Raw genomic sequence first — 7,768 nt, 5'->3', positions numbered from 1 at the left:
AGGCCTACCCGGCGGCCCCCGCGCCCGCGTGGGGCGCCCCGCAGCACGGCCAGCACGGCGGTCATTACGGCGGCCACGGCGGCCACCACAAGAACAAGAGCTTCGGCCGGATGCTGTTCTCGTCCTGACGCCACAGCCGTGTGAACGGAAGAAGCCCCCGGCCGTCGTACGGCCGGGGGCTTCTCTCGGTACGCGTGCGCGATACTGGGATTGAACCAGTGACCTCTTCCGTGTCAGGGAAGCGCTCTCCCGCTGAGCTAATCGCGCGGGACCCTCACCACTGCTTACCTACATCGTGCTCATCCTGCGTGCGCGATACTGGGATTGAACCAGTGACCTCTTCCGTGTCAGGGAAGCGCTCTCCCGCTGAGCTAATCGCGCGGGACGTACCGATCATGCGGTTTTGTCTGTCGTGCCTTTCCTGCGTGGACGATACTGGGATTGAACCAGTGACCTCTTCCGTGTCAGGGAAGCGCTCTCCCGCTGAGCTAATCGTCCTTGGAGGTGGAGACGGGATTTGAACCCGTGTAGACGGCTTTGCAGGCCGTTGCCTCGCCTCTCGGCCACTCCACCCGAGCGACGCGTTTTCCAACTGCGCCACGTGGGCCTGTCGTTTCCGTTCCGTGTGCACGGCCCGGCGACGAGTTGAACTCTAGCGGATTCCCGAGCCAGCACAAAAACGCGTTTGCGCAGCGTGCTGCGGTGCGTGCACGGTGCGTTCCGGCCGGAGCGGCGCGGTGGGGCTTGTTCTAGACTCGCAACCGTGCACGACCTCGCTCCTCTGGCCCGCTTCGGGAACCTCGTCGCCTCCGGGCTGCGGGATGTCACCCATGATCCCGAAGCCCTCGACTCCACCGGGTTCTGGGCGGTGGCCGCGGACTTCGAAGGCCACCTGACCTGCGCCCGCTTCGACGACGTACGGACGGAACCGGTGCCGGCCGCGCTCCCCGGGCAGTGGCGCGGACCCGGCGCCGACGACTGGACGTCGTCGCTCGACCACGCCGCGTACACCTCGGGCGTACGGCGCATCCGCGAGCACATCGCCGCCGGTGACGTCTACCAGGTCAACCTCTGCCGGGTCCTCTCGGCCCCCCTGCCCGACCCCGGCGCGGCCGACGTGGACGCCCTGACGGCCCTGCTCGCCCGCGAACACCCCGCCGCGTACGCCGGTACGATCCGGCTCCCCGGCCACGGCGTCGAGATCGCCACCGCCTCGCCCGAGCTGTACCTCTCCCGCGACGACCTCACCGTCGAGTCCGGTCCGATCAAGGGCACCGCCCGTACGGCCGCCGAACTCCTGGACAAGGACCGCGCCGAGAACGTGATGATCGTGGACCTCGTCCGCAACGACCTGGGCCGCGTCTGCGCCCCCGGTTCCGTGACCGTCCCCGCGCTCATGCGGGTCGAGCCGTACCCCGGGCTGGTCCACCTCGTGTCGACCGTACGGGGCGAACTCACCGAGAAGGCGGGCTGGTCCGACCTCCTGCCCGCCACCTTCCCGCCCGGCTCGGTCACCGGGGCGCCCAAGTCCAGCGCCCTGACGATCATCGAGGAGCTGGAGGCCGAACCGCGCGGACCGTACTGCGGAGGCATCGGCTGGGTCGACGCCGACCGGGGCACCGCCTCCCTCGCCGTCGGCATACGCACCTTCTGGATCGACCGCACCGAAACCGCCGGAGCGGCCGGGCCCGTGCTGCGCTTCGGCGCCGGCGCCGGCATCACCTGGGGCTCCGACCCCGAGGGGGAGTGGCGCGAGACGGAACTCAAGGCCGCCCGCCTCCTGGCCCTCGCCTCGGGTGTGTACGGGGCGGACGAGGGCGGAGCGGACGAGTACGGCACGTACGAAAAGAGTGGAAGGACCGCCTGATGAAGATCTGGGTCAACGGCGCACTGCACCCCGCGGAATCCGCCCACGTATCCGTGCTCGACCACGGAATGACCGTCGGTGACGGCATCTTCGAGACCGTCAAGGCCGTCCACGGACAGCCCTTCGCCCTCACCCGCCACCTCGACCGGCTCACCCGCTCGGCCCGTGGCCTCGGCCTGCCCGATCCCGACCTGGACGAGGTGCGCCGCGCCTGTACGGCCGTCCTCGACGCCAACCCGGCGGCCCTGGCCCGCCTCCGGATCACCTACACCGGCGGGCTCTCCCCCCTCGGCTCCGACCGGGGCGACGCGGGACCGACCCTCGTCGTCGCCGCCGGTGAGACGACTCGCCGCCCGGACACCACCGCCGTGATCACCGTCCCCTGGACGCGGAACGAACGCGGCGCCCTGACCGGCCTCAAGACCACGTCGTACGCGGAGAACGTCGTCGCTCTCGCCCGCGCGCACGAACAGGGCGCGTCCGAGGCCCTCTTCGCCAACACGGTGGGCCAACTCTGCGAGGGCACGGGCTCGAACGTCTTCGTCGTCCTCGACGGCGAGCTGCACACCCCGCCCCTCGCGTCCGGCTGCCTGGCCGGCATCACCCGCGCCCTGACGGTCGACTGGACCGGCGCCCACGAGACCGATCTGCCGTTCGACGCCCTGGAGCGGGCGGAGGAGATCTTCCTGACCTCCACCCTCCGCGACGTGCAGGCCGTCCACCGCGTCGACGGACGCCAACTCCCCACGGGCCCCGGGCCGGTGACCGCCAAGGCGATGCGGGTGTTCGACGAACGCTCCGGCGCCGACCTCGACCCGTAGGGACGGGCCACCCGTCCAAATCGGATGCTCCGGGGGCGGAGGACGGGTACAACTCCCCTGATGACCACCACACTGCGGCCGACCGAGCCGCTCCAGCAGACCGACGACGGCGCCCGCTCCCGTACGTACGAGGTATGTGTGAACAGCCGCCCCGTCGGGACGGTCGCACTCGGCACCGACCCCGGCTTCGGGCCCGCGGTCGGCGTGATCCGGGCGCTGCGGATCGACGGACCCGACCGGCGGCGCGGACGCGGTACGGTCGCGGCCCTCGCCGCCGAAGAGGTGCTGCGCGGCTGGGGATGCGGGGAGGTGCTGGCCTCCGTGGAGATCCCCGCGACGGCCGGCCAGGCGGAGGACGCCGACCCCGCGCTCCGCCTCGTCACCGCCCTCGGCTACACCGAACGCAGCAGCAACATGGTCAAGCCGCTGCCGTCCCGGCCGCCCGGGCTGCCCGCCGGCACCGAGGGCCGGCCGCTCGAAGACAGCGAGTACGACGCCTGGTGGGCCGCGACGGCCACGCGCTACGCGCAGGCCTGGATCGACCGGGGCGCATCGCCCGAACTGGCCAGGGCCAAGGCGGAGACGTCCAGGACCGAGGCACTGCCCGACGGCCCGGCCACCCCCGGCGTCTCCCTGAGCGCGCTGGTCCACGCCGGACAGGTCGTCGGCACCCTCTGGGTCTCCCGGCGCGAGGAGACGCCCGACGAGCCGGGCGCGTACGTGTACGACGTCGTGGTGGGGGAGGACCAGCGGGGCAACGGGTACGGCCGCGCCCTGATGCTGCTGGCCGAGGGCGTGGCCCTGGGCTTCGGGGCGACCCGGCTGGGACTGCACGTCTTCGCGGGCAACACCCCGGCGATCCGCCTGTACGAGTCGCTCGGTTACGTGACGACGCACCGGAACTTCCGCAAGGCGCTTCTCTGAGCCCGACGCCCGGGTCAGGCGTCCCCTCGCGCCACCACCCGGTCCACGATCGCCTCGATCCGCGCCCGCAGCCCCTCCTGGCTCGTGCCGCCGTCGAGTAGCTCGCCGTCGACGACGTACGTGGGCGTGCCGGTCACCCCGATCGCCTTGCCCTCGGCCTGGTCCGCGTCCACGATCAGGATGTGCCGGCCGTCGATCAGGGCGGTGTCGAACTCCTCGGCGTCCAGGCCCAGCTCCCCGGCGATCTCCACCAGCACCGGCTCGCCCTTCGCCGCGAGGTCGTCCGTACGGGCCAGGACGGCTTCCACGTACTCCCAGCCGCGCCCCTGCTCGAAGGCCTCCTCCGCGGCCTGCGCGGCGGCGAACGCGTGGCGGTGCTTCTCCAGCGGGAAGTGGCGCAGCCGGGGCTCCAGCCGGCTCCCGTACCGCTCGCGCAGCGCCCGCAGGTCCTCCAGGGCGTGGCGGCAGTCGGGACACTGGAGCTCGCACCAGAAGTCGAGGAGGACGGGGCCGGCGGGGGCGGAATCGTTCATGGACGGCAGTCTCCCAGCCCGGCCGCCCCCGGCCCAACCACCCGGAACGGGGAAGCGGCCCCGAGGACCTCCCGGCTCTCCCCGTCCCCGCCCCAGGGAGGAGGGAGTCCCCGAGATGCCCCCGAGATCTCCCTGAGGTCACCCCGTTGCGTGGCCCCGACCGCCCCACCAGGTGCACAGTGGATGCAGAACACGTTCCGACGACGACCCGGCCTGCCTGGAGGACCCGATGATTGCCGAGACCATCTTCTCCGCGGTGTCCGCAGCCGGTCTGGGTATCGCCGCCGTGACGGCGTACCGGAAGCGGTTCCTGTCGGCGACGCGCATCGCGGCGTACTCCCTGGTCCCGGTGGGTCTGGTGATGACCGGTGTCGTCAAGTGGGTCGCGCACACGGCCTTCTCGCCGGTGGCCTGGCTCGGCTTCGTCGTGCTGGGTGTCGCCTGGCTGCTCTTCCTGGGCACCCGGGCGGTGGAACGCCGCAGGGGCGGCACCCGCAAGGAGCGCAGGGCCGCCGCGAAGGCGGCGCGGCGCGAGGCGGTCGCCCCGGCGGCGTCCGCGCCCTCCCTGCCGGGCCGCAGTCCGGCGGTACGGCCCGAGCCGCAGCCCGCGCCGCGCGCGAAGGGGTCCGGCGACGACTTCAGCGACATCGAGGCGATCCTCAAAAAGCACGGACTCTGAGAAACACGGACTCCGAGAAGCACGTCCCGGGTGCCGTCACCCCCGAAAAGGGCCTCTGAGCGGCCCCCGTCTTGAATGCCGGACGGGTTTCCACGGAATATGATGAACTACCGAGCAGAAGACGCGTGTTGGTCATCAGCGCCCTTCGGGGTAGGTCATCATCGCCCCGAGATGCTCGATACCTCCCGGGACCAGACCCCCGCACCCACCGATGAGCAGCGCGGTTGCCTCTTCGCGCTCTCCCAGCCGCCCCTGATGATCTTCCTCACGGTGATCGGCGCCCTGCTGCTGATGGCGGCCGTCCATGACCTGTTCCTGCTGTGAGGAACGACGAGCGACGGCCCGCGAGGCTCAGCCGGCCGCTTCCTTGCGGCGCGCCCGGTACGCGGCCACATGCAGCCGGTTTCCGCAGGTGCGGCTGTCGCAGTACCGCCGGGAGCGGTTGCGTGAGAGGTCCACGAACGCGCGCCCGCAGTCCGGGGCCTCGCAGCGCCGCAGCCGTTCCTGTTCGCCCGCCACGACGATGAAGGCCAGGGCCATTCCGCAGTCGGCGGCGAGATGGTCGGCGACCGACGCGCCCGGCGCGAAGTAGTGGACGTGCCAGTCGTAGCCGTCGTGGTCGGTCAGCTGCGGGGTGGTGCCCGCCCCCGCCACCAGCCGGTTGATCAGGGCGGCCGCCGTCGGCGCGTCCGGCGCCCCGAACACGTCCGCGAACCGCTTCCGTACGTCCAGCACCGCCCGCAGATCGCGGACGCCCAGCTCCTCCACCCCGCTGACGCTGTGATCCCGTACGAAGGTGTGCAGCGCCGCCACGTCCGCGAGCCCGTCGGGCGTGACCTCCGCCGCGTCGCCGTCCGGCGCGGTGTTCACCAGATCGACCACGGTGTCGAGGGCGATCCTGGTGTCGTGGGGAATCAGCACGATCCGCTCCCTGGCCTGCTGCGGGCCGGTGCCCGCCGAATCCCGCCGACTTTAGCCGCTGTACGGGGCGGGCGTGGCCTCGCTCGGACACGTTGCCCGCACGGGCGTACGCGGGCGCACACGCGGGCAACGGCGGACGCACCGGCGCCGTCGGCCGCGGTGGGTTCCGCGGCGACGGCGCCGGTGTTCTCCGTATGCGGTTGTCAGCGCGGCGCCGTCTCCCCGAGTCGGACGGCGCCGAGCGGCCCTCGGCCTGGCTCAGCTCTCGGCCAGGATGTGCGAGAGTTCCGTGTCGAGATCGAAGTGGCGGTGTTCGGTGCCCGGTGGCACCGCGGCGTCGGTCCGCTTGAGGAACGACTCCAGGGCCCGCGCCGGGGCCTCGAGCAGAGCCTCGCCCTCCGGAGAGCTCAGAGCGATGCAGACGACGCCCTGACCGTGGCTGCGCGACGGCCAGACTCTGACGTCGCCGGTGCCGGTGGGCCGGTGCAGCCCCTCGGCGAGAAGGTCGCGGGCGAAGACCCACTCGACCGTCTCTTCGGCTCCGGTGTGGAAGGTGGCGTGCACGGCGTAGGGATCGGCCGTGTCATACCGCAGGCCCGCGGGTACAGGCAGTGAGGACTCGCTCGATACAACGAGGCGCAGGTGCAGCTCGCAGCTGACCGTGGTGTTCATAAGCGCCAGGGCCTTTCGCTCAGTGTGCGCTCGGGGATTCGCACGTCGGCGAAATCGACATGCCACCTACGGTGTCGTTGTAAACCCCTCTGTCTGTTTTGTGATCCTTGGGGTAGCTCGTACAGCGGTGCGTGACTTCTGGCCATACCGCCATTCCGGTGACGTGACCGATTCCGGTAGGTTGGGGGTTATGCATGCGGAGAGTGACGAGCGGGGGGACGTCGTCGTACCGACGGCTACGACGGACGGCGGCGCGGACCACGGAAAAGTTGAATCCGGGGCGCATCTGGTGCGGGTCCGGAAGACCGAGGACGAACGGACCGGGACGGCGGAGCTGGGCTCCCGGGCTCCCGGCTTCATCAAGGCGTCGAGGCCGCTGCATCTGAGCTGGCAGGTCGGGGTCTTCATCGTCGGGCTCGCGGTGGTCGGCGGGGGTGTCGTGCTGCTGCCGCTCCCGGGCCCCGGTTGGCTGATCATCTTCGGCGGCATGGCGATCTGGGCCACCGAGTTCGTGTGGGCGCAGCTGGTGCTCCGCTGGACCAAGCGGAAGGTCACGGAAGCCGCCCAGAAGGCCATGGACCCCAAGGTCAGGCGGCGGAACATCGTGCTCACCAGCATCGGGGTCGCGATCCTCGCCGCGGCGGCCGCGGTCTACCTCTGGTACTTCGGCTGGGTCCTGCCGTGGAACATCGACCGCTGACCCCGGACCGGCCCACCGGCGGCCCCGCGCACGGCGGGGAGCGGCGCTGACATGGGGTAATGTGTGCGGTGCGTTCCCGGGCGATTAGCTCAGTGGGAGAGCGCTTCGTTCACACCGAAGAGGTCACTGGTTCGAACCCAGTATCGCCCACCCGGAACCGAGGCCCGCGGACCTGTACAGGTCCGCGGGCCTCGGTCGTTCTCGCCGACGGCCTCGGGTCAGCGGAGGCGGTTCAGGCCGTCCCGCAGCCGGCGCGCGTCCCTCAGGCGGTGTTCGTACGTCGCCCCCACCGCGAGGAGCAGCAGTCCGGCCAGGGCCGGCGGCAGCCAGCGGGGCAGGGCGCCCACCACCTGGACGACGTACGGCGCCAGCTCGTGCAGGCCGACCAGCGCCAGGGCCGCGCCGCCCAGCACCAGCGGCGCCTGGAGGCGGAACCGGGCACCGGCGAGCGTGACCGCGAGCGCGCCGAGCCCCAGCAGCAGCGGCCGGGCCCAGTGCGGATCGCCCTGGACCGCCATCAGGCTCGGCAGCAGCGTGGCGGCCAGACCGGGCCCGTACGCGGTCCACGACGACGCCTCCGGATCGCGCCGGCGGCGCAGCAGGCCCACGGCGAGCGCGGGCACGGTCACCGGCAGCGTGTACGCCTCGGGC

The 7,768-nt window shown here is 71.6% G+C and carries 9 protein-coding genes, 5 tRNA genes and 2 pseudogenes; 8 read left to right on the top strand and 8 right to left on the bottom strand.

All coding sequences use genetic code 11. The features are described from left to right. Window positions 1-128, top strand: a pseudogene (locus GT042_RS19970) (zf-TFIIB domain containing protein); the annotation flags it as partial. Window positions 129-195: 67 nt separating this feature from the next. On the opposite strand, the gene GT042_RS19965 reads toward GT042_RS19970, so the two are convergent. From GT042_RS19965 to GT042_RS19950, 4 genes are all read right to left on the bottom strand, one after another. Then, a tRNA-Val gene (locus GT042_RS19965) sits at window positions 196-267 on the bottom strand. A gap of 42 nt (window positions 268-309) precedes the next feature. Next, a tRNA-Val gene (locus GT042_RS19960) sits at window positions 310-381 on the bottom strand. A 45-nt stretch (window positions 382-426) separates the two neighbouring features. Continuing rightward, window positions 427-498 (bottom strand) — tRNA-Val (locus GT042_RS19955). 1 nt (window position 499) lies between these two features. Next, window positions 500-573, bottom strand: a tRNA-Cys gene (locus tag GT042_RS19950). Window positions 574-763: 190 nt separating this feature from the next. Between GT042_RS19950 and GT042_RS19945 the strand changes: the two genes are divergently transcribed. The 3 genes from GT042_RS19945 to GT042_RS19935 are packed head-to-tail and all read left to right on the top strand — an operon-like array spanning window position 764 to window position 3,612. Beyond that, on the top strand, window positions 764-1,867 hold the full coding sequence (locus GT042_RS19945; RefSeq protein WP_161310084.1) for a chorismate-binding protein: 1,104 nt from the start codon (window positions 764-766) through the stop codon (window positions 1,865-1,867). Continuing rightward, window positions 1,867-2,688 (top strand): aminodeoxychorismate lyase, encoded by an 822-nt coding sequence (locus GT042_RS19940; RefSeq protein WP_161310083.1) that lies wholly within the window; start codon window positions 1,867-1,869, stop codon window positions 2,686-2,688. Before GT042_RS19945 ends, GT042_RS19940 begins: the two co-directional genes overlap by 1 nt. Window positions 2,689-2,748: 60 nt before the next feature. Further along, window positions 2,749-3,612, top strand: a complete 864-nt coding sequence (locus tag GT042_RS19935; protein ID WP_161310082.1) for a GNAT family N-acetyltransferase — start codon at window positions 2,749-2,751, stop codon at window positions 3,610-3,612. Between the two features lie 14 nt (window positions 3,613-3,626). Here the strand turns inward: GT042_RS19935 and GT042_RS19930 are convergent, their stop codons facing one another. Further along, window positions 3,627-4,145 (bottom strand): DsbA family protein, encoded by a 519-nt coding sequence (locus GT042_RS19930; protein ID WP_161310081.1) that lies wholly within the window; start codon window positions 4,143-4,145, stop codon window positions 3,627-3,629. A gap of 229 nt (window positions 4,146-4,374) precedes the next feature. Between GT042_RS19930 and GT042_RS19925 the strand changes: the two genes are divergently transcribed. Both GT042_RS19925 and GT042_RS38260 read left to right on the top strand, forming a co-directional pair. Then, window positions 4,375-4,824 carry a hypothetical protein gene (locus tag GT042_RS19925; protein WP_161310080.1) on the top strand — a complete coding sequence of 150 codons (450 nt, stop codon included), beginning with the start codon at window positions 4,375-4,377 and terminating at the stop codon, window positions 4,822-4,824. 171 nt (window positions 4,825-4,995) lie between these two features. Beyond that, a complete protein-coding gene (locus GT042_RS38260; protein ID WP_167034211.1) occupies window positions 4,996-5,148 on the top strand; it encodes a hypothetical protein in 153 nt (50 codons plus the stop codon). A 27-nt stretch (window positions 5,149-5,175) separates the two neighbouring features. On the opposite strand, the gene GT042_RS19920 is transcribed toward GT042_RS38260, so the two are convergent. Both GT042_RS19920 and GT042_RS19915 read right to left on the bottom strand, forming a co-directional pair. Next, the gene (locus GT042_RS19920; protein ID WP_161310079.1) at window positions 5,176-5,745 is read right to left on the bottom strand and encodes a CGNR zinc finger domain-containing protein; all 570 of its coding nucleotides are present in this window, start codon (window positions 5,743-5,745) and stop codon (window positions 5,176-5,178) included. A gap of 258 nt (window positions 5,746-6,003) precedes the next feature. After that, window positions 6,004-6,417, bottom strand: a complete 414-nt coding sequence (locus GT042_RS19915) for an SsgA family sporulation/cell division regulator (protein ID WP_003959770.1) — start codon at window positions 6,415-6,417, stop codon at window positions 6,004-6,006. 190 nt (window positions 6,418-6,607) lie between these two features. Here GT042_RS19915 and GT042_RS19910 point away from each other — a divergent pair, with 190 nt between their 5' ends. Both GT042_RS19910 and GT042_RS19905 read left to right on the top strand, forming a co-directional pair. Further along, window positions 6,608-7,117, top strand: a complete 510-nt coding sequence (locus GT042_RS19910; RefSeq protein ID WP_161310078.1) for a TIGR02611 family protein — start codon at window positions 6,608-6,610, stop codon at window positions 7,115-7,117. Between the two features lie 78 nt (window positions 7,118-7,195). After that, a tRNA-Val gene (locus GT042_RS19905) sits at window positions 7,196-7,267 on the top strand. Between the two features lie 68 nt (window positions 7,268-7,335). On the opposite strand, the pseudogene GT042_RS19900 reads toward GT042_RS19905, so the two are convergent. Then, window positions 7,336-7,768: pseudogene (locus GT042_RS19900) on the bottom strand (hypothetical protein); the annotation flags it as partial.

This window comes from Streptomyces sp. SID3212 (assembly GCF_009865405.1).
GTDB lineage: Bacteria > Actinomycetota > Actinomycetes > Streptomycetales > Streptomycetaceae > Streptomyces.
This window is presented reverse-complemented; position numbering and strand designations above follow the sequence as displayed.

What these genes read in the sequence shown, in the direction of transcription:
- GT042_RS19940 (WP_161310083.1), top strand. Translation starts at nt 1,867, where the DNA reads ATGAAGATCTGGGTCAACGGCGCACTGCACCCCGCGGAATCCGCCCAC.
- GT042_RS19935 (WP_161310082.1), top strand. Translation starts at nt 2,749, where the DNA reads ATGACCACCACACTGCGGCCGACCGAGCCGCTCCAGCAGACCGACGAC.
- GT042_RS19930 (WP_161310081.1), bottom strand. Translation starts at nt 4,145, where the DNA reads ATGAACGATTCCGCCCCCGCCGGCCCCGTCCTCCTCGACTTCTGGTGC.
- GT042_RS19925 (WP_161310080.1), top strand. Translation starts at nt 4,375, where the DNA reads ATGATTGCCGAGACCATCTTCTCCGCGGTGTCCGCAGCCGGTCTGGGT.
- GT042_RS38260 (WP_167034211.1), top strand. Translation starts at nt 4,996, where the DNA reads ATGCTCGATACCTCCCGGGACCAGACCCCCGCACCCACCGATGAGCAG.
- GT042_RS19915 (WP_003959770.1), bottom strand. Translation starts at nt 6,417, where the DNA reads ATGAACACCACGGTCAGCTGCGAGCTGCACCTGCGCCTCGTTGTATCG.
- GT042_RS19910 (WP_161310078.1), top strand. Translation starts at nt 6,608, where the DNA reads ATGCATGCGGAGAGTGACGAGCGGGGGGACGTCGTCGTACCGACGGCT.